Genomic DNA, 24,644 nt, shown 5'->3' with positions numbered 1-24,644 from the left:
AATACGAGATTAAATTAGAATATGAACTCCATTTCATTGCATAATGTGCAATAGAAAATCATATACAGACCTCAAAAAAGGTTTCTGTTGCACTTCGTACATTAGAATTTGCTGAAAACCTTCAAAAAAGAGTTTTAACCTATATTTAATTGTAAAAAATGCAACAGAATTCAGATCCCCTTTCTTTTGGATCCATTCTGTTGCACGAAATACAACGTTAGGGATAAAATACCCTTTTATATTACAGGCTGAAGGTATTTTCTTAAACAGAGCCCTTCTTTTTAAAAGAAAAACGCTTCTTCTTCCGCTTGCTTCACTTGCTGCATCGCATTCGTGGTGTTCACCAATTCATTAGCTAGTCGATTCAGTCTAAAAATAATATCATCATCCACAATTACTTTCCGGTCATATTGTTTCTCTTCAATAAAAACATACTTTGGAACCACCACCGCTCTCATATAAGAGAGGATCGGTTTCAGTTGTTGTTCTGCCACTAAGTAATGTTTTGAAGAACCTGCAGTTACTACAATACCGATAACTTTATCCTTAAACCCATTAACCGGGAGTAAATCAAATAGATTCTTAAGTGTTCCTGGAATCGAAGCTTGAAAAACTGGGGTGCCTATGATATATGCATCGGCGGCCATGATTTTCTCCAGAACAACTTTGGTATCACCTGTATAATCCATGTAGCTGCGTCCATCACTAAATTCCAGCTTATAATCTCCTAGATCAATTAGTTCTACTTCGAAATCCGGATGCTTTTCTATGATGTTGTTAAGTGCTTGCTGTACAGCAATTCTAGTCTTCGATCCAACAATGGATCCTGAAATCCCAATGATCTTCATACTATCCCCTCTTTCTTATTTCTTAGCTGTAGCACGTCTTACGGCTGGTGCTACTTCAGATGCGAACAGCTCAATAATTTGTTCCACTTGAGCATAAGGTAACCCACCGACATCAATCTGAGCTAGAAAACGATTATGGCCATACATCTCATGTTGATAGAGGATTTTCTCCACAATTTGTTGCGGGCTTCCCACGAGCAGTGCATTTCTCACACTCATCGCTTCCGCAAATTGTTCTTTCGGATAGTAAGACCCACGAAGCTCTTTCATCAAGTGATTGATATATGGATAATAATCGCGGAATGCTTTTTGTGAGTCCGGATCAATATACATTAAAGAAGTTGTGCTGATGGGAAGGTCTGCTGGATTAAACCCTGACTCTGCAGCAACCATACGATACGCGTCTACAGAACCTTTAAAGGCAGATGACGGTCCACCAAGGGTGGTCAGCATCATCGGGATCCCCATTCTTCCCGCCTTAATTGCACTTGCTGGAGGTCCCCCAACCGCTCGCCAAATTGGTAACTTTCCATTTAAGGGCTTAGGGAAGATTTCCATATCATTTAATGCAGGGCGGAATTTCCCTTCCCACGTTATACGATCGGACTCATTTATTTTCATGAGCAATTCAATTTTCTCTTCGAACAATTCTTCATAATCTCTTACGTCATAACCAAAAAGTTCATAGGCCCCGAGACGCGATCCACGTCCAGCAACAATCTCTGCTCTACCGCCTGATAACAAATCCAATGTTGCAAAGTCCTCATATACACGTACAGGATCTGCTGTACTTAGTACAGTTGCTGAACTGACAAGCTTTATACGTTCGGTTGCATTTGCAATGGCTCCAAGGACAACCGAGGCAGCTGAGGTAATGAATTTCGGTTGATGACTCTCGCCTACCCCAAATACATCTAATCCAGCATCCTCAGCTAATTTGGCAGCAGCTACGATCTCTTGAATCCGTTGTCGTTCACTAATTGCTTTTCCTGTTAAGGCGTCTGTGGTGTGATCACCTAACGTGTATAAACCTAGCTCCAACCCTTTTTTCTCATCGATTCTATATTGTTCCATCATGATTATGTCCTCTTTTCATAGTTGTATTAGGTTTAGCGGATAGGATGAAGCTTCGATTCAATCTCTTCACGACGTTCTTCCAGAAATGAAGGTAAGGTCAAATTCTCTCCTAGCGCGTCAAAAGTTTCATCAATCTCAAATCCCGGGCCATCTGTAGCAAGCTCAAAAAGAATATGGTTCGGATCCCGGAAATACAAGGAATGGAAGTAATAACGATCAATGACCCCTGTATTTTTAAAGCCTGCAGCAGTGATCTTGGCGGCCCATTCGGTTAGTTCTTCGAAATCCTTCACTCTTATAGCCACATGATGGATGCTCCCTTTACCCGGTCTCTCCCGATCTTTATCATTTATTTCTTTAACGTGGAGCTCGGTGTATAAACCACCCTTCCCCGTTTCATATATATCTACCATAATCTTGGAATCACCCATGGAGGGTACTGTCCGAACTTGTGTATAGCCCAAGATATCTTCCAAAACCGTCTTTGTGCGGCCAGCCTCACGTACAGTCAATTCAACGGGTCCTAACCCAACGATGGCATACTTTGGAGGGATGTCTTCTGTAATCCACGGTTCAACTAGCTCGATACCGTTATCTTTTTCAGCCGATACTAAATGGACCGTCAATTCATCTCTATCATAAAAAGTAAGCGACTTACGTTCCCCGATACTTACAATCGCTTCATGAGGAACTTCAAAAGAATCTAATCGACTAGCCCAATATGACAAGGCTTCATCGCTAGGAACAAGAAGAGAGAAAGAGCTAATACTGTTCGTCCCTTTGCGGGTCTGACCTGCATTTGGCATTTCAAAGAAAGATACTTCGGTTCCAGGAGCACCATTACGATTTCCATAAAATAGATGGTACATGGATGGATCATCTTGATTGACCGTTTTCTTTACAAGTCTCAGTCCCAGTACCTCTGTATAAAACCATAAGTTTTGTTTAGCGTCCTTAGTAAGCATAGACACATGATGTTGTCCGTTTATGGGTTGTTGTTTCATTTTAAAAACCTCCTAATGAGTTTTGTCGAATTTAAGTTTACTAGTATACTGATAAGGAAAAAAGTAAGCTTTATTATCAATAAAGCTTTTGCGACACTACTGAACACCTCGCGGGAGTCGATTCTCATCTTGGCTATGGCGATGAATCTTTTTAAGCATGCTGTAAAACACTTTCTTCTCCTCATCTGTCAGTGGATCGAATAACGAGGCTTGGAAATCCGATTGCAAGGGCAGTACCTTCTCAATAAGTGTTTGGCCCTTTTCCGTTAAAGTAATGTACTTCACTTTCCAATCCTGTTTGCGTTCAATCCATCCTTCCTTCTCTAATCTGCCAAGCATATGGGATACCCCACCTTTAGTAATGGTTAGATGCTCGGCAATTTCCATCTGTGTTACAGGCTGATGTAATAATATTTGTACCAAGGTATCGAATTGATTAACTGTTAAGTTAAATTGCTTCAAGAATTCATTGGAAAGATCGTTACTATTCTCATAAACCCTAACCAGCCGCAACCAGATCAATAAGCTTAATTGGTTATCTTCAGTGAATCCATTGTTTCTCATTTGGTCACGTCCATCGTTTGTTTATTTTATGTGTTATTTGATTTGTTAATATGAGTATACTAGTAAACTGACGAGGAGTCAAGCTCAGTAGAAATCCTACACGCTTGCCAAATACCACTTCGGAATATAGGTTTGAAAATCATCATACCACTCCAGAACACTCTCCGCTCGGCTCAGCATATTAGTAACTTCCCTTTGACCAACCCTTATGAACCGGTTCAACTACCTCCCATGTAGAAGCATTCGGGATGTCACTAAAAAATGGAATCATTTCACAACCTCCTTTTAATCAAACTGCTTCACAAAATAGAAAAATTTTCTTATTTATTTCTTAGAAGATTATTTTATTCAATTGATGTTAGAACAACAATAGTGTATGATGCATAGTATAGATCGAATACTGTATGACACATAGTAAGTATAAGCGGCTTCGACGTCCTCTCAAGGACAGCAAGCGTTTAAACCAAAAATATAAGAACAATTTATAAGAGATTATAAATCCTTATATTTTAAATAATGAGGTGGGTGAATGAGTACTTTATTAAATTCTTTAATCACAGAGCTTAGAAGAGGTACGTTAACGCTAGCCGTTTTAAGTCAATTACGAACACCCCAGTATGGATATTCGCTCGTTCAATTGTTGGAGGAATCCAGCATCATCATCGATCAAAGCACCCTATATCCATTACTTCGCCGATTAGAGAAACAGGAATTAGTGACGAGCAGCTGGGACACATCCGAGAGCAGACCCCGTAAGTATTATGTTCTAAGTGACTATGGCGTAGAAATTTTTTTACAGCTAAAGGAAGAATGGCTTAAGAATTCGAAAGAACTCTACGGCCTATTACAAGGGGAGGATGACCATGAAGCTGATTGAGATTTACATTCATGAAGTTACTCGGAGGTTACCGGAACAAAATCGGGAAGACATCGCATTAGAATTACGATCAACCATCGAGGATATGTTACCGGATGATTATGACGAAAAAGAGGTAAAAGCCGTCCTTGCAAAATTGGGCAATCCAGCTATTTTAGCTAGTGAGTACCGCGATCAGCCCATGTATCTCATCGGCCCACGCTATTTCGATTTATATGTTACGTTATTAAAAATGATTATACCCATCGCTGTAGTTGTTTCTTTAATCGCTCTGGTTGCTGATTACTTGATTGGCTATAGCGGCGATAAAACAGTTGCGGATATTGTTACTGCAGTTATAAGTACAGGAATTGGAACCTTCCTTGAAGTAGGAATCCAAGTCTTTTTTTGGATAACTGTTGTGTTCGCTATTATCGAACGGGCGGATAAAGGAAAGGAAGGTCATCCACTTACTACAAAATTAAGGAAATGGACTCCTGATGATTTGAAGGATATCGCGCTTGTCCATAAGAAAAAAGCAATTACAAGCTTCGAAGTGTTCGGAAGTTTACTGTGGACTGCCATTTGGGCTACTGTTTATTTTAATGCTGAACACCTGATCAGAGTCTATAGAGGCGGTGAAGGCGCACTTAACTTCGTAGCCCCAGCTTTTAATCAGCATGTGTTACTTGATTATTGGCCTATTATTCTTATTGTGATCGGATTAGAAGTCGCATTAACTATATATAAATTAATCAAGAGACAATGGACTAGAGAATTAGCATTATGTAATACGGCCCTCGAGCTCATTGTGCTTATTGTATTCGCTATTATCCTTATAAATCCGAATGTATTTAACCAAGAATTCATTAACTACATGTCTAATTTATTAACCACTACAGCTAACCAGTTTGAAACGTGGTTAGTAGGTGGGGGAATTGCTTGCCTGATTTTAGTTGCGGTTCTCAATATATATGAAGGCTTCCGCAAGGCTCGCCTTTAGTATGCACAGAACGGCGATTCTCCTGTTATTTGGAGAATCGCCGCTTTGTATTCTGATTCGTTGGCTGCCTGCTTCAACAGCTTTCACAGTGTCAGTCAGCACCCTCTAAGTGTTACGGACCCAGAGGACGTTATTTGCGAATTTCCAGCCTTTCAAACAGAGTTTCGGACTCCAGCGCAGCTATTCCATTGAAAGAGGTTCATAAATGGTGTTTTTCATACCAATAGTGACTATACGGTCCGTTAACATCCCAAAAATGCAATAATACTTCGATTAGAGTCATCTGTGCCCGATAGGTACTTTGTATATGTCGTAATTATTATAGGAATCAATCAAAAAACAATAGAGTGCCCCAGCAGCCATTCATGACTTATGGGACACTCTATCTGGTTTAATTAAAGAAGCTCAAGCTCAATAACTGTATCCATCTCGTCGGGAAGCTTAGCCCCTTTTAATGTAATAAACGCTCCACCGTCAACATCCGAATATTCCTCAGCCATCCACGGCACCTCCACCTTTAGCTCGGTACCATCACGTAGTAATCTAGCCTTTTTAACTTTCCCTTTCAGGCCTTGGAAATAGATCGGGCCAATTCCACGGTCGTAGACGTGCGCATACAACTTGTTGCCCTTTTGCGTATAACGTCCCCACTCTGGCTTAGGCAGCGAAGACTTCCCGCATCCATAAATACTATCGCCATTAAGGCGCATCCACTCCCCAACTTCGTCAAGGATAACCAGTGATTCCCTTGTCATTTCACCCTTAGCATCTGGTCCAACATTAAGGAGGAGGTTGCCATTCTTGCTGATACATTCGACCATTGAGCGAATGACCTGCTGGGTTGATTTATAATTTTTATCTTCGGAATGGTAACCCCAGTTATCATTAAGCGTAATGCATGCTTCCCATGGAATGGATTGACCATTCACGTCAACAATGCCACCGGGAGGAATGATCTGCTCTGGAGAAAAGAAATCTCCAGCATATTCTTCTGGCTCGGCCGCGCGGATATTCCCACCCAAACGATTGTCGATAATAATATCCGGCTGGATAGAGCGAATCATACGGATTAGCTCCGTTGCTTTCCATTTCTCTCCGGTCATATTGTCGTAGGAGAAGTCAAACCACATGATATCGATTTTGCCGTAATTCGTCAACAGTTCCTTCACTTGTCCATGCATATACTCCAAGTATCGATCAAAATCAATCGGCTTGTCTTTAGCCGCTTCGTTATCCCGATCCGGATGCGCTTTATCACCATATCCAGGGTAGTCATCATGATGCCAATCAATAATAGAGTAATACAGACCTACAGCAATACCTTCCGCCCGGAAAGCGTCTACATATTCTCGAACGAGATCACGTCCAGCAGGCGTGTTAGTCGCTTTAAAATCTGTTAGCTTGCTATCAAACAAGCAGAATCCGTCGTGGTGTTTGGTCGTAAGAACCGCATACTTCTGCCCCGCTGCTTTTGCTGCGCTGGCCCACTTCTTCGGGTCATATCGAGATGCGTCAAATTCATCGAAATACGTCATATAATGCTCTCTACTCATTCGCTCGTTTCCACGAATCCACTCACCTCGTGCTGGAATGGAATATAATCCCCAATGAATGAACATACCGAATCTATCCTGTAAGAACCATCTCGTTCTTTCTTCTCTTGTACCCATCTCTTCAGCCCCTCCGTTTTCGCTAGCTTTGATAAATAGTTCAGATAGTCTAGACGGTATGAAATAATGCTGCAGCGCCTATAAGACCTACATCATCCCTCAGACCTGCTGATTCAATAGTATAAGTTCCTTTATACGGCTTCATGACAAGTTCCTCTGTTTTCTCTCTCAGCGCCGGAAACAGTAGTTCACCTGCTTTGCTTACGCCTCCACCGATTACAATGCGATCAGGATTAAACGTATGTACCGCATTGGCTAGTCCAATCGCCATATAATGAATCGTCCGCTCAATCACCTCGACAGCCACCGGATCTTTTAGTGCCATCGCTTCAAAGACATGTCGAGAATTAATCTTTTCACCACTTCTACTAGCCAGCTCCGCAATCATCGACGTTCTGCTCTCCATACTCCGCAGTGCCATGTCACGAATCGCTGTGCCCGAAGCGAATACTTCCCAGCATCCATATCTTCCACAGCTACATTCTGTTCCGTTCGGGTCGATAATATTATGACCGAGCTCTCCTGCAAATGAGTTCGTGCCGAGCAGCAGCTCGCCATCCATGACAATTCCAGCTCCAATTCCTGTGCTGAAGGTAACATACACCATGTTGTTCGAGCCTTTGCCAGCTCCTCTTACATACTCACCCCAAGCCGCTGCGTTCGCATCGTTTACCACTTTCACTTCTATGCCAAGTTCTGACTCCATCCAATGTTTCAGTGGAACATTATCCCATTCAGGAAGATTGGTACCGTGAATTACAATTCCATCCTGGCTATTCACAGCTCCGGGAGAAGCCAATCCGACACCAATCAGCGGTCGTCCTTCGGATACAGAGCGGATCATTCCAATCATTCGCTGCACCACCTCTTCAGCGGTGCGCGCGCCAGCTGTCTCCATTAATTCCCGATTCAACACGGTACCCTTTGAATCGAATAATGCTGCGGCAATTTTTGTTCCGCCTAAATCAATTCCTACTACATAGCTCTCAGCCTTATGCATAACCATTCACCTTTTCACTATCTATTATTAGCCGTTCGAATGAATATCCTTAGCTAACGCCCGCAGGGCTACTGGATCGATTGGCGACAAAGCGTCTTTGCCATGACGAACAGCCGATCCAAAATGTACTTCTGTGACTCCGGTCTGTTGAATAAACGATGTAATACCTTCTGGCTTCAAACCACTTCCAGCCAATATACTTATCGAACTACCTCTTGATTCCTCTACTAGCCTACGCATAGCGGGAATGGCTTCAGGTGCCGGACCTGGTCCAGCAGAGGTAAGTATACGAGTGATTTGCGGGTAATTACAAAGCGTTCGATAACCTGCAATTTGGTCCTCCAGCTCGTCAAAAGCACGATGGAAGGTTACTTGTAAGCCATTTGTCAACGGCAATAATGTTTCAAGCGCACGCTCATCGATCTTTTTTTCCGGTGTTAATGCGCCAAGAACGACTCCCGAAGCACCGCTGGCTGCAATCTGCCTAATCTCTGCAGCCATGGTCAAAATATCATCCTTGGAATAGTTGAATGATCGACTGTGCGGACGGACCATAACAAAGACAGGAATGCTAACCGATTTGGCTACCTGCTCCACCAACCCTATTCCTGGTGTTAATCCCCCTTCCGTAATGGCAGTAATGAGCTCAAGACGATCTGCGCCATTCGCCTCAGCCGTCAGAGCATCATCCATACAAGTAGCGATGATTTCCAATCTCATAACTTTCACCCACTCTTCCAGTTGTTAATGATGCACTTGCTTCATGACATAATCGGCGAGGAGGCGTGCACCATATCCCGTCGCTCCAGCTTCTGAGTACCCTATATCCTGTTTGTACTGTACTGTCCCAGCCATATCAATATGAACCCAGCTCATCGATTCTGCTACAAAGTGCCGAATAAACAGGGCTGCTGTAATCGCACCTGCAAAGGGGGAAGTACTAACATTGCGGAGATCAGCATAATTACTCCGGAGATCTGCTTCATATTCATCCATTAACGGCATGGGCCACAGTCGTTCTCCATTGCGCTCCCCGATCTCAACCAGGCTCTGCGTTATATCTGCATCGCCCCATATGCCCGCGATGCCTAATCCGAGCGCCGCACCGACATTTCCAGTTAGGGTAGCGATATCAACAGCTTGGTTTGCTCCGATATTCGCGGCATGAATAAGCGCATCCGCTATGATAAGTCGACCCTCGCCATCCGTATTCGCAACCTGAACAGTTACCCCGTTAGGGTAGCGGATAACTGACGAAGGTAACATCGCCTCAGCATCTGGCACATTATCAACGACTGGAATAAGTGCGGTCACATTTACATTGGCACGCTTCCGTATCAAAATATCCATAGCCCCAATAACAGCAGCCGCACCGCCCATATCCATGCGTGCATCGCTGATATCGCTAGCCGTCTTCACATTCATGCCGCCTAAGTCAAAGGTTACACCTTTACCTACCAGTGCTAACATCGGTAATTCAGGGTTACTCTTGTAACGAATTTCAACTAGGGCTGGAGCGTGCTTACTCCCCGCTCCAACTGCGAGCAACCCATTCATCTGAAGTTCCACGAGCTCCTGTCCTCGATAGATATGGACTTTCAAAGCATCATCATCACGGTCGAAAAATTCTGCCATCCATTCCGCAAAACGATCAGGGTTCAGTGTCCCAGGTACCTCATTCACAAGATCGCGAGCAACTACAGCTCCTTCAGCGCGTATCTGTGCAGAAACCCGTACAGCTTCCAATTCAATCGATGACAGCTCAGGCCAATCTATCGATTGAAGCTGTAAATCAACAGAACCTTCCACCTTGGTAGTTCCCCGATAAGTTTGGAAACGGTACAAGCCGAGAATCCAACCTTCCATCCAAGCTTGTAATTCATCAGCAGCAGTAATATCCTTATTCCTATTTATAGCCTTGGATGCTAAGCGAACAAGCGTAGCACTACTGCGTCCTTCATTCAGAATTGCACGAGCAGCAGCTCCACCCGCTCGGCGAATCCTCTCAAGCGTAATATCCTTGCGCTTTCCCATTCCTACCGCTAACACATCAGACTCTTCCTCAGTGCGAGCATGTAACCAAGTCACGCTGCTGCACTGTTTGTGGGGCGCTCCCAGCTTAAAAGGAAAAGACTCCTCGTCATAAGCTAAATAGACAATAGTATCCGCCACATTAGCGGAATCGAATAAGATATTCATCGCTGTCCCTTCTTTTCCGTAAAGTTATCTCACAATTTCAGTTACCGCTCTAATTTCAGCATTTCTTCATCAAATAAATGACACGCAACCTCATGACCTGGTTCGACTTCTCGGAATATCGGAACATGCTGCTTACAGATTTCCATACAGGAAGGACATCTTGTATGAAAACGGCATCCCGACGGTGGATCAACCGGACTTGGAAGATCTCCCTTCAGAATAATGCGCTCCTTCTTTAAGGTAGGATCGGGTACAGGTACAGAAGATAGAAGTGCTTGTGTGTATGGATGCATTGGACGATCATACAAGGTATCCTTATCCGCCGTCTCTACGAGCGAACCAAGATACATAACTCCGATTCGATCACTAATATGCTCAACAACACTTAGATCATGTGAAATGAATAAATATGTCAGGCCATACTCTTCCTGCAGATCCTGCAACAGATTTAGCACTTGTGACTGAATTGAAACATCCAGTGCTGACACAGGCTCATCTGCCACGATTAAGCTTGGGCGAACAGACAACGCCCTGGCGATTCCAATCCGTTGTCGCTGTCCACCGCTGAACTCAAAAGCGTAGCGCTCGGCGTGGATACTATTCAATCCCACTGTCTCTAGTAACTCGCATGCTAGTTTATCCCGTTCTTTGGACGAGAGCTTTGTATGAATGAGCAGAGGTTCAGCCACAAGATCCTTCACCTTCATCCGTGGATTAAGCGAAGCATAGGGGTCTTGGAACACCATCTGTATATCTTTACGAATAGGCCGCATTTGATTGTCTGAGATATGGCTAATATTTTGACCCTTAAACCACACTTCACCGTCATTCGGCTCCAGCAAGCGAGTCACTAATCTACCCGTAGTAGATTTACCACAGCCACTTTCACCCACAAGGCTGAACGTTTCTCCTTTACGTATAGCGAATGAGATCCCATCAACTGCGTGCAAATATCTAGTAGTTCCGAAAAAGCCCTTCTTCACCGAAAAAAACTTTTTCAGACTTTTAACTTCAATGAGTGGAGTCTCCTTCACAAACGTTCCCCTCCTTCCGTGTTCTCCTGCTGTGTAAGCCAACAACGACTCTTTCGCTCTAGTCCCTCAATCGGGAGTAACTCTGGCTCCTGCGAGAGACAACGCTCTGTGACATAATCGCAGCGTGGCGCAAACTTACAACCTGCTGGCATTTGTGATAGATCAGGTACATTCCCTTTAATGGAATCCAAGCGACGTACGTTTTGACGCAGCTTAGGAACGGATTGAATTAATCCCTTCGTATATGGATGCTGCGGTCTTGCAAATAGCTCATGAACGGAAGCTTCCTCCACTACACGACCAGCATACATAACGACTACACGGTCGCATAGTTCTGCTACTACACCAAGGTCATGGGTTATGAGTAGCATTCCCATATCCTGTTCTTCTTTCAGGTGCTTCATTAGATCAAGGATTTGAGCTTGAATCGTTACATCAAGCGCCGTTGTTGGTTCATCTGCAATCAGCAGTTTCGGGTGGCAAGACATCGCCATCGCAATCATTACACGCTGCCTCATACCGCCAGAGAGCTGATGCGGATATTCATCCACCAAGTCTTCCGCACGTGGTATACCAACTAACCGCAACATATGAATGGCATGTTCACGAGCCTTCTTCCGACCATAACCCAAATGCAACATTATCGGCTCCATCAATTGCAAACCAATCTTCAGCACAGGATTAAGCGAAGTCATCGGCTCCTGAAAAATCATCGCCATTTCATTTCCCCGTATCTGGCGCATCTCTTTGTCCGTAACCTTTGTCAGATCCGTTCCCTCGAAACGAACAGAACCGCCAGAAATTCGGCCTGGCGTATCCTTAAGGAGCCGCATAATCGACAGTGAGGTAACGCTTTTGCCACAGCCGGATTCTCCAACTAGACCCAGCACTTCACCTTTCTTAATCACAAAGTCAACACCTGCAACTGCCGTTATACTTCCATCGCCGCGTTTGAACTCCGTTTTCAGCCCTTGTACTTCCAGCAAATTTTGAGTCATGTCTTGTCCCTCCTTAGTTTTTCATTTTGGGATCAAGAGCATCGCGCAGTCCGTCCCCGACCAGGTTAAATGCAAGTACTGTCAAAAATATAGCTAAACCCGGAAAATAAACGATATGTGGAGCTATACTTAAATAATCGCGCCCCATGCTTAACATTGCCCCCCAATCGGGCTCCGTTGGCTTCGCACCCATTCCAAGAAAGCTCAGTGACGCAGCGGCTAAGATTGCCCCGCCAATTTTCATGGATAGATTAACGATGATACTAGGGACTGTTTCAGGAAAAATATGTCGCCAAATGATTCTGCGATTCTTTGCACCCATTGAACGGGCAGCTTCAACAAACAATGTTTCCTTCGCAGACAATGTTACGCTCCGAATAATGCGGGCGAACGAGGGTGTACCGAAGACTGCAACGGCAATCACAACGTTGGATAAACCAGGCCCAAGTATAGCGACGATCCCAATGGCAAGCAGTAAATCAGGGAATGAGAACAATACGTCACTGCCACGCATAATAATCCGATCCAGCCAACCGCCATAATATCCACTGACAAGACCAAGGATGGTTCCAAGTACACCTGCAATCAATACGGAGCTCAGACTGACCGCCAAAGTCAACCTTGTACCATCAATTAAGCGACTTAGAATATCACGGCCGTATTCATCTGTTCCCGCCCAATGCTTGGCAGACGGACCCTGCATTAGCGCATCATAGTTCGGTTCATCAGGATTATAAGGGGTCAGAAATGGCCCGAAAATGGCAATTAAAAAAAGCAATATGATAAAAAATGCAGCCACAAGGGGCATCTTTTGTTTGCTGAACTTGCGAATAAAAACACCCGCGCGGCCTTTTGTTTTCTCCGGGGCTATTACCTCTCCGGGTATAGGAGAATTAGTTCCCATTACCGCCGAATTGTCGCTCATGATATCCCTCCTAATCCTATATTCACCCTATAGAAAACTATCGTAATTCTGCCTCTCAGTTACTCTAGCTTACTGAGAAAACCTGATTTTCGGATTGAGTACGCCATACAATAAATCTACAATTAAATTGATAAGGATAAATTGTGTTGAAAACAGCAGCAGCAAAGCTTGAATAACTGTATAATCCCGGAACAAAATGGAATCCACCAGCAGTCTACCAAGGCCAGGAATACTGAACACTGTCTCAACCATTACCGATCCACCAAGCAAGAACCCAAATTGAAGTCCAGCTACAGTAACGACCTGTATAAGAGAATTGCGCAGCGCATGCCTGCTAATAACAACATACTCGCGTAAGCCTTTCGCACGTCCAGTACGGATATAATCCTCCCGTAACGTTTCTAGCATCGATGACCGTGAGTAACGAGCCAGCATCGACATAATTCCCATTCCAAGTGTAATGGAAGGAAGAATATACGACTTCCAGGAATCTACACCACCGGTCGGAAACCAGCCAAGCTCTACCGAGAAAATTTGAATGAGTACCAAACCTAACCAGAATCCAGGAATCGACATCCCCGAAATGGCTGTCAATGTGCCTAAGTGATCAGGCCATCTATTACGATAAACCGCTGAAATAACACCAATTAGAAGACCAATGACAAGCGCCCAAGCCATGCTGAGAAACGTTAACCACAAGGTAGGCATTATTCTACTTTCTAGCATATCGGTTACTGGAATCCCTGATCGAATCGAATTGCCCAGATTACCACTTAGTAGATCGCTCATGTAGTTTATGTATTGATTCCACAGCGGCAGATTGAGACCTAGTTGCTCTTGAATGCCATGAATCTCTTCAAGTGTGGCGTCTTTACCCGCAATAAGCCGGGCCGGATCGCCCGGAATTAAGTGAATAAACAGAAAGACTAATACCGATACAATGAATAGCAACGGAATAACCCCGAGGAGTCTTTGTAAAGCATATCTACCCAACTCATAAGCCCCCTTCAGTATCGACAAATGATTTAGTTGAGGCCGCTTCCTACCATTCTTAAGAAGCGGCCTCGTTCAATTCTTGGGAAATTAAATCTTGCGTTTGACTTGAATTATTTCACTTCTGCATTTAGGACATTAATGGAACCATCCGGGAAGACTTTGACACCTTCCAGATTTGATCTTTTGCCTGAGATGATTTGGTCAACGCCCATGAATGCCCACGGAGCATCTTCCCATACTGTTTTTTGAATATTTGCATAAATGGATTTAGCCGCTTCCGGATCAACAGATTTGTTTGCTTCAGCAATCCATTTATCTACATTTTCATTTTTATAATAAGCTGTATTCGAGCCAGCTGGTGGGAACATTTCACTACTGAACAAACCTCTAGTAGCACCATCTGCATCACCGGAGGATGGAGACCAGCTGACATACCACATTTGAATTTTTGCTTCTTCAGGTGTTTTAGCAGCGTTAATTTGGTCGGATAAAGTACCGCCTTCCATGGACTTCACTTCTACTTTAATGCCTACAAGCGCTAGCTGTTGTTGGATAAATTGCATACCCTTCATAGTTTCAGATTCATTCTCACCCCAAATTTCGGTTTCGAATCCGTCTGGATAACCCGCTTCAGCAAGCAGTTGCTTAGCTTTTTCAATGTCATAGTCATAACCTGTTTGTGGGGAATAATATTGTGTTTTGGATGACATCGTGGAATCAAGCTTAGCGCCAAGACCCGATTTCACCACCTTGATATACGCATCTTTGTTGATAGCATAGTTAATGGCTTGACGTACCTTTACATCATCGAAAGGTTTCTTCATCGTATTCAAAGTTACATAACGAACAATGGTTGAATCGATGGTATCTATAGTAATTCCTTCAAGGCCTTCAACCTCGGATACTTGCTCGGTAGGCATTGGATAAATGAAATCAGCCTCACCAGTCTTCAGCATCGCAATCCGTGATCCATTCTCTGGTACGGGTCTAAAGGTTATACTATCCACTTTCGGCAAGTCCTTTTGCCAGTAATCCGGATTCTTCTCAACAACTAGACGATCACCTTGCACCCATTCTTTGAACTTAAACGGACCCGTTCCTACAGGTTTTTTCGAAATATCAGCTCCGTTTTCTTCTAAAGCTTTCGGGCTAATAATAGGTGCCATAGCTACTTTATTTAAAAATGCGTTGTATGGCTCGCTGAGTGTAATAACCACGGTTTTGGCATCAGGAGTCTCCACTTTGGCTACCTTTGCAAAGCTTTTGCGCAGTCTCAGATTGTTCTTCTCATCTTGAATACGGGCGATGTTTACTTTAACCGCTTCAGCATTGAAGTCAGTACCGTCTTGGAATTTAATGTTCTCTTGCAAGTTGAACGTGTAGACCAACCCGTCTTCACTTATGGAATGGCTAGCAGCAAGGACAGGAACTACGTTCATATTCTCATCAAAACCCATTAGACCTTCGTACATCGTTCTGGCAGCGCTGATTGAATGTGTATCGCTTGCGTTATGAGGGTCCAGCGTAATAAAGTTAGAATTGATGGCAATTACAATGTCTTTATCATTTTTTGTAGTTGGGGTGCTAGTTTCAGTTCCACCAGCGGTATTGCCGCCTTGTCCCTCGTTGTTCGCTTTGTTGCCGCACCCTGCAGTCACTACTACTGTAATAAGCAGCAGCATGAACATTGACCATACTTTTCCTTTTACTTTCATGTTATACACTCCCCTTTAGAAACGATGTATTAGAAAAGCTCCCAGTCCAATTATTCATGAGACTTGAAGATTATTCTCGATCCTTATAATCAGACTTCCCATTGGAATACAGCACGGCGTTCGCCTACAACTGTGCCGCCATCATTAACAATAGTGTTCGGCACGAGTGCATATAAACGATCAATCGTATCTTGATTGCTATAGCCTAAACGTTCCAGAATCGATGCGATGATACAAGGCCAGACTTGCTCAGAACCATCGGATACTTTTAGTGAGATACCGATTCGCTCCTTTCGGAGTCCAATCCCATATACACCTTTAGCGCCGCCCTTTGCCGTCAGATTATCATCCTTTAGTAGCTCTGAGCAGACGAATTTCGTATCTGCAATCATCACCGGATTATCGTTCATAAGCTTTGCAGTCGCAGCAGCTGCGTTACGTATTTCCGTATTCTCAATCAAATCAGGACAGGCTAGCTTTAAATATGAATAAGCGATTTTATGAAGAGGGAGTGCGAAGATAGGAAGACCACAACCATCAATCCCTTGAGGAATGGATTTCTTCGATACTTCTGCGATATAAGCCATGATATCAATGATCTCCTGTTGCACGGGATGGTTAGGATCATAATAAGTATCTATATCCCAACCCATATATTTGCTAAGGCCCATTAACCCTGCATGTTTACCTGAGCAATTATGAAAGATTTTACGAGTGGGCTCATTCGCCCGATGGCGTTCTGCCTTGGCTTCCTCATTCAGTGGGTATGTAGAACAACAATGAAGTCCCTCTTCTTTTAATCCCATTTTCTGAAAAAGAGATTCAAGTGCTTCAATATGAAAGGCCTCTCCCCGATGCGAAGCAGTAAAGAGTGAGGCTTCCTTACTTGTCAAACCGTAAACTTCATCGATCCGACGCTTCATAACCGGTAAAGCTTGGAATGGTTTAGCAGCTGAACGAAGATAGGTCATATGCTCCGGATTACCTGCTTTATACAAAATATTACCTTTCTCATCGACCACGCTAACTGCACCATAATGGACATTCTCCAGTAAGCCACCGCGATATTCTTCTACTAATGTTGTAAACCCCATCTGCACAACCTCCTTCGATGTAATTATTTTAATCCAATGCGAAAAAACGATTTTGCGATAGTAGTCCAGATCCGATAATTACACCATTCTCATTCAACATCGAACGATGAATGGAGAAAGACCCACGAAGGGGTTCCCATGTGAAGCGTGAAAGATATAGCTTCTCAACTGCTTCATAGATATCCGGGAATTTGTCTACGAGTTCTCCACTCAGGATCACACTATCGGGGTTATACATGCATACGACATTGTTGATAGTAATCGCCATATACATGAGCGCACGCTCGATCAAATGAACCGCCCAATGCTCTCCTGCATCCTTTGCTTCAAATAACTCCTCAATCGTGCGAATCGGACGAATCCGATTGGCTTCTGACAACAATGAACTGATATTTATGTAGGTCTGTAAGCAACCCGCCTTACCGCACTCGCACATCATTCCGTTAGGATCTACTGTCGTATGCCCTATTTCACCAGCACTGTTCATCACCCCGCGATAGATCTCTCCCTCAAGGATCATCGCCGAGCCAACGCCTTGCCCGAAGCCCAATAGTGCGGTACGGACAGATCCAACAGCAGCACCCTTGAGGTGTTCAGCAAGAGCTCTAACTTTCAACTCATTATCTACAGCAATTTCAAAACCGGTTAGTTCCTTTAGGTGTTTTGCTAAGGCAACATTCTTCCATCCAAGCTGAACAGAGAAGACAACAATACCTTCTTCGTTATTCACAATGCCAGGAAGTCCAACGCCAATACCGACGATACGTGTTCTGTCAATCACATGCTGCTGCGTCAGTTGTTCAATCGCTTCATTGATTCGTTCCAATGTCTTGTCTGGACTCTCGTCCGGAGTACGCGGGTATTGCTTGCTGCAGAGAAGCTTACCTTGCAAATCTACGATACCTACAATCATAAGACTGCGATCCAGCTCAACCCCAACCGACAATACAGAAGCGTCAACCATAGCTAGCAACGTTGATTTCCGACCTAATCCTGACGATACCTGATCCGAATCCAGTAGATAGCCCTGTTCAGTTAATTCCCCAACAATTCGACTTACAGTTGTAGGACTCATACCCGTTTGTTTGGCGATGGAAGCGCGAGAAATTGGTTGTTGATTTTTTATGATTTCGAAGACCGTCAAACGATTTTGCCGCTTCATAAAATCCTGATCGTGCTTTTTCACAGACATTCTCCTAATTATTTTCTTCAGTGCATTAATCAAACTAATAAAACTATAAAAATAAGAAAAAATTTGCCAATTAAGCTACGCTAATGTATTATTTGATTAAATTTCAGTTTAGTTTCTCCAGTGATGGGATTAATAATAAAGGCTCATTGATTGTATGTCAATATAAATGACATATTTTTTTATTCGAAATAAATGAAAGCGTTTAATATGTGATTTTTATAACAATCTCCAATAAATACATAACACAAACATAACACCAAAGACCAAAACCGCTCTCATAATAGACCGAGCGGAAACTATAAATAGGAAAAACTTAATTTAGAGTTGGAGGAAATATCTTAAAAACAAAAAGAGGTTTGGGATCGATGCAGAAGTTTTGTGAATCTGAATATTGGAAAAAGGGTCGTGCGTGGATTGATAGTGAAATGGAGATTGAACCCGCATCAAAAGCAAGTTCTTCATAATAGAAACCAACTTTTGATGCGGAGTGTTAAAAAAATTATTGAAACTCTACTGCCTTAACAGACGCGTCCTCTTGTATCAGTGACAACAATTTCACAGCATTAAACGATTCAGGAAATTTTACGATAATTTCTAAATTCAATTCGGAGGCAAGACTATTATTTTCAGCGTGAAAGCTTAAAATGGTAATATTTTTTTCTTCAAGGAGCTGTTGAATTCTACTCACGGCTCCTTCTGAATTAGTCAGACAGATCACAATCTGTTGCGTTTTCGGTGAGGCCAGCCAACTGTATCGGCCATGCAAAATCTTTTGCCCAAGTAAGATAATAATCGTTGCTCCTCCACCAAGAATATAAAGGCCCGATCCAATCGCCAGCCCTAGTCCCGCCGTTGCCCAAATCCCCGCTGCAGTTGTCAGGCCCTTCACAGTGTGTCTATGCATGAAAATCATTCCTGCACCAAGAAATCCCACTCCACTTACTACCTGGGCAGCTATACGCGCGGGATCGAGCTTAACATAGGACCAATCAGCTTGATCCTGAAATCCATACTTTGAAATGATCATCATAAGTGCAGCACCTAAAGCAACAATAAAATGCGTTCTAACTCCCGCTTCTTTCATCCGACTTTTTCGTTCAAAGCCAACTAAAACACCACAAATTCCAGCTCCAACTACACGAAGCAAATATTCAAACTCCATACATAGTCCTTCTCTCCTTATGATATTGCTATTTATTGTATCATAAACGGATTTCTATATTTCCCCCTCCTATAATATGAACATGATATTTAACATAGTTTGAGCATGCGCACAGTCACATCTGCAAAGATTTAACTGTGATACCTTTATAGCTGTTACTCCAGTAGACATTGTATAACGGTCTACAACTAGTGAAAGAGGTGCGTATATGAAACTGCCAACAATCCAATTTGGGCATATTAAATCCAAGGTTCCTGTAATTCAAGGGGGTATGGGCGTAGGCATATCCTTAAGTGGCTTAGCTGCTGCTGTAGCCAATGCAGGCGGGATCGGCACCATTTCTGGTACAGGAATCACCACTGATGAACTGAGAATGCATATTCGCAAAACAAGAGAGCTCTCAAAAGGGATTGGATATATCGGTGTGAATGTTCTATTCGCGATGAAGGATTTTGCTGATAAAATGAAGGTCGCTTTGGAAGAAAAAGTGGACTTTATTATATCTGGAGCCGGGATTTCCAGAGATATTTATGCTTGGGGTAAAGAGTATGGTACTCCTGTGGTGTCTATTGTTTCCTCCGCCAAATTAGCCAGAATATCCGAAAGACTTGGTGCCTCTGCAGTCGTAGTGGAAGGATTTGAAGCCGGGGGCCATTTGGGTACAGAGAGATCCATGTTCGAAATTCTTCCTGAGGTTGTAGAAGCCGTTTCAATTCCGGTTATTGCTGCTGGTGGGATTCTTACAGGAGATGATATCGCAAAAGCCCTTCGGATTGGCGCTTCTGGTGTTCAGATGGGGACTCGTTTCGTGGCGAGCCATGAATGTGATGCTCCTTTGGCCTTTAAACAAAAATATGTAGATGCTCAGCAAGGTGATACTATTCTAATTAAGTCTACAGTTGGGCTAGATGGCAGAGCGATTCGTAATGAATTCACAGAACGTATTAGTGATGATGCCAAATTAAAAATAGCCAAATGCTCTAATTGTCTAAAGGTATGTTCGCATCGCTTCTGTACCATGGAATCCCTGCTAACTTCGCTTAGAGGAGATGTTAAGAACGGATTAGTGTTTGCCGGGTCCAGAGTTCATGAGATTAAAGAGATATTGTCCGTACAGCAGATTATCGACAATTTAATGTATGAGTATCAAGGAGCATTGAACCCGGTAACTTAAGATTGTAATAGGATACTTCTGTGATGATAAAGATAAAAAAAGAACCCTTTGTTGTATGCAACAAAGGGTTCTTTTTAAAAGGCGTTGTTTATAGTTGACTCTATATCAGCATAGCCTTACATCATTCCACGAGTATTAGAAATGCCCTCTTGTTGATGACAGCTCTTATACATTTGTTCTAGCTCGGAATCACCTAAGTTAGGATGTCTTTCTTTCATAAAGGGCAACATCTCTTTAAAAGTGCTTGGAGCAAACCCGGCAGCATAAGCTGCTGTTCCAATTCCAAATGACAAAATAACAACACAGATTACTGCAAATATTCCTCTTTTCAAAAAAACCATCTCCTACTTTATAATACGGAAAAAATCAATACGAAAAAAATTTGCTGAAACCAACATGCACATCAGACCCATTCCCATAACTAGAATGGCTATGATCCAATCCGCTTTTTTCATATTCATCCTCCCGTGCCATCGAACACCCTGAATTCAATGAATAGTGGGGTTCAATAATATTAATGATTATAGATGAATATTGTGTGGAAACTATGTGGGACATGCTTAAGAGATTTATTTTTGTCAATTCCGTGAAATTAATCACTATATAATCATTTGTTCATACTGCGTTCTTATTTGAAAGATATGATTTCAATATAACAATAAACATAAAGGAGTCATGATCATGAAAAAATTGTATTACACGTCTTTTTTCTATGCCATTCTTGGTTTGATAGCAGGTGTTGCTTATCGTGAAATTACCAAAATGAATGATTTCGAAGGAAACACCATCTTAGTTGCACTTCATACTCATATCCTTGTACTGGGCTTCTTCTTCTTTATAATCGCATTGATCCTAGCCAAGTTATTTAATATCCATGAAGCTAAATCCTTTGGCGCATGGTACATTGTATATAACATTGGTCTCCTGATCACGATCGGTACTATGGCCACTCGCGGGATGCTGCAAATTAACGGGACTGATATCAGCTTCTTACCGCATATTGCGGGTCTCGGTCATGCCATAGTAGGTGCTGGTATCATTTGGCTACTAATTCTGCTCGGTAAACGAATTAAATCATAGGGAAAGAGCCGCTGGATAACACTCCAGCGGCTCCTTTTTATAATCATGTAAAAGTTCATACCAAATGAGACTATAAGTATATTTGTTTATACACTGGTAAATGATACAATATGGAAGTCGCGAGATATCTTAAATTTTAACTTTAAACTATGCTTTCGATGCCAATAAAACTTTTAAGGAGTGAAGTAAATGTCTATCGATGTTTATCTGAATTTCAACGGGAATTGTCGCCAAGCCGCAGAATTTTACGCGGAGGTGTTTGGCGTTGAACGTCCACAAATCATGACCTTTGGCGAAACACCACCTGATCCCAATTTCACTCTTCCTGAAGAAGCCAAAGATTTAGTTATGCACACTCGCTTGAATATCGAAGGCAGTAATGTAATGTTCTCTGATGTTTTTCCGGGCATGCCTTTTGTGGAAGGAAATAACATTAGTCTTTCGGTAGTTAGTAAGGATTTGGATGGCATAAAAAAATATTTCCATAAGCTTAAAGAAGGCGGAAAAGTAGGTATGGAATTACAAGAAACCTTCTGGAGCTCGTGTTATGGTAGTCTAAAAGATAAATTCGGCATCGATTGGCAATTCAATTATGATGACGGACGAATGAATATGTAATAAAAATAACAACGAGTATGGAGTGGCTGCGAAACCTATTAATACAGGTGCGGCCTACCTCCAGCTCGTTGTTTCTTGTTCAAGCGCTTAGTCCATAATCAAATCATATACACTGACCTTCCGAATCCGTCTTGCAACTAACATGGATACCACATAAGCAACCACTAGAATGACAGCACAGAGTAGAAGCACTTGAGGCAGACTAACCGCCAGCTGAACGTTATAAATGCCTAGACTTGAAAGCAATAATACAAACGCCGAATCCGAGAAAATATACCCCACTAAACTCCCCAGCACTACTCCAACTACAATCACCGGAAAAAGACTGAACGTAATCTGTGTCATCAGATTAAAGGTCGTATATCCGATACCTTTAAGAATACCGAATTCCCGCTTACGTTTCATAATCAACGTCTTAATCACCAAATACAAAATTAGACTGACTACAAAAATCGTAACCACAGTAATCACCGCTGTCATAGAAGATACTGCTGAAGTGAATGTATTAAGTGTACTATCCATCGCTTCTCGAACGTTAGTAATATTCCATTGTCCGGGGAAACGCGCTTCCAGATCCTTCGCAAAAGCATTGGAATCTCCCCCCTCTTTCAGATACACATTGATGGACTGAGGGGTGTACTCCGGTTGCAGTCTTTTCATTCCGTCACCAGTCATGCTCGCTACCATCCCAAGTTGATTAATCTGCTGGCTTAGGCCAGTGACTAAATAATTCACAGTCACACCATTAAAAGTGACCGGAACCTCGTCCCCTACTTTTATATTCACCAATTTCGCAATAACACCGGAAATCGAAATTTCGTTATCATAAATGGGTTGTCTGCCTTTGTATGTTGTTTGTGTCTCCAGCTGGCTAAAATCATCTGACACTCGAAGCATAAAGTTAGTATCCTTAATCGAAGCGGCCAGGCTATCCAATACAGTCAACTTTTCAACTACTGGCATAGCTTCTAATTCTCTAAACATCCCCTGTTGCAGATCTCCGTTCTTTGGCAACAACATGAAATCGCTTCGTTCTATGCCTACCAACTTTATAACGGCGGAGGTGTCTCCACTAAAGTTAAAATTCAGTATAGAGCAAAAAATACTAGAAAAGGTTAATCCGGCAACAATCAATATGATCATCATATTCTGTTTCATCTGTCTCAATAAAGCTTTAAGGCTTAAGCTGAATTGCAGATTCATTCGGGATGTTTCGAGTGGAATAGGGTTCCGCTTGAAATTGTGAGCATGGATTCCGCTCTGCAAAGCAGCAATCGGAGTAATATTCCGAATTCGCCGGCTCGACAAATAAGTAACAATAGCAACCAGTCCAGAAACGATAACCAAACTAAGCGCTGCACTGCCCACTTCAAATGATACAGGCCACAGCAGTCCGATCGAAGACGAAATCATATTCCCTACCAAGGGCATAACTAACCCAGCTAACCCTCCTCCCGGTATAGCTGCGATGATGGAAACTGAGGTGAACTGAAGGAGAAGCGAGTTTTTTATCTGCCATGAGGTATAACCATTCGCCTTTAAAACGCCGATGTTAGTCAAATTGTCTTCAATATGTCCTAATATTTGAAACCGGATTACAATAAGCGAAATCAGAACCATAATGAGTGCAAATACGATCAAAATAGCTGCTAAGAGATTAACAAAAACACGGTTCCCTTCGAGTCCGACTTCCGCCCGCATTACTTGAAATGGACTCTTAATTCCTGAGGCAAAAATCCGCTCACTTATCATTTGTTCCAGCTTTACATCCTTTGAAGGATCGGTCAAATCTGCTGATAGAAAACTATACTGAGCTTCAGTTCCAAGACGTTCCTCCAATTGCTTATAGCCTTCATCATTTAGAAATACTTTTAAAGCTCCATTCGTTAATGTCCCTAGTAACGGCTCCTCAATAAATCCGCCGATGGTATAAGAGAATTGGTCATTATTGTATACAAAAGAAAAGATATCACCTAGCTCATACCCCGATCCTACATGGAATAAATAAGGCAGATAGATCAAGTTCGGATCTCTAGATTCGAGCGGCGGGGTCGTAGTCTTAAATAATCCCATTGTCCGCGATGTATCCGCATTGAGAATTATAAAAGCTACAGTAGTATCCGTTCCTGCATACTTCATTTTTGCGTCTGCTAATAGAATCGCTGCTTCATTCTCCCAAGATTCGGTATATGGATAACTATCCACAAGCCCCTCATACTCTTTTTGATGATCATCTTTTGCAAAATATGCACTTATTTCTGGAGTCTTTAATTCAGTCATTTTTTCTTGCTGAAAAGAATTAAGCTTCAAGCTGACTGTGAGGCCAATGTTCAGCAGCAGCGCAGCAATCATAATCAATACGAAGAGCGTAATCGTTGCACTTTTTCTTTTACGAATATTGGACCAAGCAAGCTTTCCTATTAAGCTTCTCATCC

At 42.7% G+C, this 24,644-nt stretch carries 23 protein-coding genes; 5 read left to right on the top strand and 18 right to left on the bottom strand.

What is annotated here, in order from left to right; genetic code table 11:
• Positions 1-281: 281 nt before the first annotated feature.
• The 4 genes from PAENI_RS24035 to PAENI_RS24020 form a co-directional block, all read right to left on the bottom strand.
• Positions 282-848 (bottom strand): NADPH-dependent FMN reductase, encoded by a 567-nt coding sequence (locus PAENI_RS24035; RefSeq protein WP_149646909.1) that lies wholly within the window; start codon positions 846-848, stop codon positions 282-284.
• Between the two features lie 15 nt (positions 849-863).
• Entirely contained in the window at positions 864-1,925 is a 1,062-nt protein-coding gene (locus PAENI_RS24030) for an LLM class flavin-dependent oxidoreductase (RefSeq protein WP_188114662.1), read from the bottom strand.
• 32 nt (positions 1,926-1,957) lie between these two features.
• The gene (locus PAENI_RS24025; protein ID WP_149646908.1) at positions 1,958-2,929 is read right to left on the bottom strand and encodes a ring-cleaving dioxygenase; all 972 of its coding nucleotides are present in this window, start codon (positions 2,927-2,929) and stop codon (positions 1,958-1,960) included.
• Positions 2,930-3,025: 96 nt separating this feature from the next.
• Positions 3,026-3,493, bottom strand: a complete 468-nt coding sequence (locus tag PAENI_RS24020) for a MarR family winged helix-turn-helix transcriptional regulator (RefSeq protein WP_042189900.1) — start codon at positions 3,491-3,493, stop codon at positions 3,026-3,028.
• 529 nt (positions 3,494-4,022) lie between these two features.
• On the opposite strand from PAENI_RS24020, the gene PAENI_RS24015 reads away from it, so the two are divergent.
• Positions 4,023-4,370, top strand: coding sequence for a PadR family transcriptional regulator (locus PAENI_RS24015; protein WP_076129886.1), 348 nt, complete (start codon positions 4,023-4,025; stop codon positions 4,368-4,370).
• Positions 4,357-5,352, top strand: coding sequence for an HAAS signaling domain-containing protein (locus PAENI_RS24010; protein ID WP_149646907.1), 996 nt, complete (start codon positions 4,357-4,359; stop codon positions 5,350-5,352). Before PAENI_RS24015 ends, PAENI_RS24010 begins: the two co-directional genes overlap by 14 nt.
• 395 nt (positions 5,353-5,747) lie before the next feature.
• On the opposite strand, the gene PAENI_RS24005 is transcribed toward PAENI_RS24010, so the two are convergent.
• From PAENI_RS24005 to PAENI_RS23950, 12 genes are all read right to left on the bottom strand, one after another.
• Positions 5,748-7,022, bottom strand: a complete 1,275-nt coding sequence (locus tag PAENI_RS24005) for an alpha-L-fucosidase (RefSeq protein WP_149646906.1) — start codon at positions 7,020-7,022, stop codon at positions 5,748-5,750.
• A gap of 49 nt (positions 7,023-7,071) precedes the next feature.
• A complete protein-coding gene (locus tag PAENI_RS24000; protein ID WP_149646905.1) occupies positions 7,072-8,022 on the bottom strand; it encodes an ROK family protein in 951 nt (316 codons plus the stop codon).
• Positions 8,023-8,049: 27 nt separating this feature from the next.
• Positions 8,050-8,742, bottom strand: a complete 693-nt coding sequence (locus tag PAENI_RS23995; RefSeq protein ID WP_149646904.1) for a copper homeostasis protein CutC — start codon at positions 8,740-8,742, stop codon at positions 8,050-8,052.
• 24 nt (positions 8,743-8,766) lie between these two features.
• Positions 8,767-10,221, bottom strand: a complete 1,455-nt coding sequence (locus PAENI_RS23990; RefSeq protein WP_149646903.1) for a M17 family metallopeptidase — start codon at positions 10,219-10,221, stop codon at positions 8,767-8,769.
• A gap of 41 nt (positions 10,222-10,262) precedes the next feature.
• Positions 10,263-11,255, bottom strand: a complete 993-nt coding sequence (locus PAENI_RS23985; protein WP_042189914.1) for an ABC transporter ATP-binding protein — start codon at positions 11,253-11,255, stop codon at positions 10,263-10,265.
• Positions 11,252-12,253 carry an ABC transporter ATP-binding protein gene (locus PAENI_RS23980; protein WP_042189916.1) on the bottom strand — a complete coding sequence of 334 codons (1,002 nt, stop codon included), beginning with the start codon at positions 12,251-12,253 and terminating at the stop codon, positions 11,252-11,254. The genes PAENI_RS23985 and PAENI_RS23980 overlap by 4 nt, the downstream gene beginning before the upstream one ends.
• A 13-nt stretch (positions 12,254-12,266) precedes the next feature.
• Positions 12,267-13,178, bottom strand: coding sequence for an ABC transporter permease (locus tag PAENI_RS23975; protein WP_042189918.1), 912 nt, complete (start codon positions 13,176-13,178; stop codon positions 12,267-12,269).
• Between the two features lie 69 nt (positions 13,179-13,247).
• Complete coding sequence (locus PAENI_RS23970; protein ID WP_042189920.1) at positions 13,248-14,171, bottom strand: ABC transporter permease subunit; 924 nt, start codon at positions 14,169-14,171, stop codon at positions 13,248-13,250.
• A 113-nt stretch (positions 14,172-14,284) separates the two neighbouring features.
• On the bottom strand, positions 14,285-15,889 hold the full coding sequence (locus PAENI_RS23965) for a glutathione ABC transporter substrate-binding protein (RefSeq protein WP_149646902.1): 1,605 nt from the start codon (positions 15,887-15,889) through the stop codon (positions 14,285-14,287).
• 89 nt (positions 15,890-15,978) lie between these two features.
• The gene (locus PAENI_RS23960; RefSeq protein ID WP_149646901.1) at positions 15,979-16,983 is read right to left on the bottom strand and encodes an asparaginase; all 1,005 of its coding nucleotides are present in this window, start codon (positions 16,981-16,983) and stop codon (positions 15,979-15,981) included.
• Positions 16,984-17,011: 28 nt separating this feature from the next.
• Positions 17,012-18,175, bottom strand: coding sequence for an ROK family transcriptional regulator (locus PAENI_RS23955; protein WP_262495702.1), 1,164 nt, complete (start codon positions 18,173-18,175; stop codon positions 17,012-17,014).
• Positions 18,176-18,674: 499 nt separating this feature from the next.
• Positions 18,675-19,337, bottom strand: coding sequence for an MgtC/SapB family protein (locus PAENI_RS23950; RefSeq protein WP_042189928.1), 663 nt, complete (start codon positions 19,335-19,337; stop codon positions 18,675-18,677).
• Positions 19,338-19,545: 208 nt separating this feature from the next.
• On the opposite strand from PAENI_RS23950, the gene PAENI_RS23945 reads away from it, so the two are divergent.
• On the top strand, positions 19,546-20,511 hold the full coding sequence (locus tag PAENI_RS23945) for an NAD(P)H-dependent flavin oxidoreductase (RefSeq protein ID WP_042189930.1): 966 nt from the start codon (positions 19,546-19,548) through the stop codon (positions 20,509-20,511).
• Positions 20,512-20,627: 116 nt separating this feature from the next.
• Here the strand turns inward: PAENI_RS23945 and PAENI_RS23940 are convergent, their stop codons facing one another.
• Positions 20,628-20,843: a hypothetical protein gene (locus PAENI_RS23940; RefSeq protein WP_262495701.1), complete on the bottom strand. Its 216-nt coding sequence runs from the start codon at positions 20,841-20,843 to the stop codon at positions 20,628-20,630.
• Positions 20,844-21,192: 349 nt separating this feature from the next.
• On the opposite strand from PAENI_RS23940, the gene PAENI_RS23935 reads away from it, so the two are divergent.
• Entirely contained in the window at positions 21,193-21,591 is a 399-nt protein-coding gene (locus PAENI_RS23935; RefSeq protein ID WP_094870196.1) for a DUF2871 domain-containing protein, read from the top strand.
• Positions 21,592-21,780: 189 nt separating this feature from the next.
• Entirely contained in the window at positions 21,781-22,209 is a 429-nt protein-coding gene (locus PAENI_RS23930) for a VOC family protein (protein WP_042189935.1), read from the top strand.
• Between the two features lie 87 nt (positions 22,210-22,296).
• On the opposite strand, the gene PAENI_RS23925 is transcribed toward PAENI_RS23930, so the two are convergent.
• Positions 22,297-24,642, bottom strand: a complete 2,346-nt coding sequence (locus PAENI_RS23925; RefSeq protein WP_149646898.1) for an ABC transporter permease — start codon at positions 24,640-24,642, stop codon at positions 22,297-22,299.
• Positions 24,643-24,644 lie beyond the last annotated feature (2 nt).

Origin of the sequence: Paenibacillus sp. B2(2019) (assembly GCF_008370385.1) — a bacterium.
Lineage (GTDB): Bacteria > Bacillota > Bacilli > Paenibacillales > Paenibacillaceae > Paenibacillus_AQ.
The sequence above is the reverse complement of the archived record's forward strand: the minus strand, read 5'-3'. Positions and strand labels throughout refer to the sequence as shown.